The sequence below is a fragment of the Streptococcus sp. HMSC072D03 genome (assembly GCF_001812855.1).
Classification (GTDB): domain Bacteria; phylum Bacillota; class Bacilli; order Lactobacillales; family Streptococcaceae; genus Streptococcus; species Streptococcus salivarius_D.
Window position 1 is genome coordinate 1 of record NZ_KV810636.1, and the last position, 290, is coordinate 290.

The following is a 290-nucleotide window of genomic DNA, read 5'->3' on the forward strand; positions in this document are numbered from 1 at the left end:
TGAACTACAGCTTCACCCTCGTGACCAACTTCCTGGGTGCCATTGGCACTGATTGGTCCGGTATACTCTGGGGCTACGGGTTGAACAAGAGCTTCACCTTCGTGACCTGATTCTTGCGTACCTTTAGCACTGATTGGGCCGGTATATTCTGGGGCGACAGGTTGAACAAGAGCTTCGCCTTCGTGACCTGATTCTTGCGTACCTTTGGCACTGGTAGTGTCGCTATTGATTGAACCGGTGTACGCTGGATTGACAGGCTGAACTACAGCTTCACCCTCGTGACCAACTTC

Annotated in this window: 1 protein-coding gene; it reads right to left on the minus strand. The window is 52.1% G+C overall.

The features are described from left to right. The coding region (locus HMPREF2877_RS03090; RefSeq protein WP_141751040.1) for a hypothetical protein at window positions 1-290 on the minus strand (290 nt) is incomplete at both ends.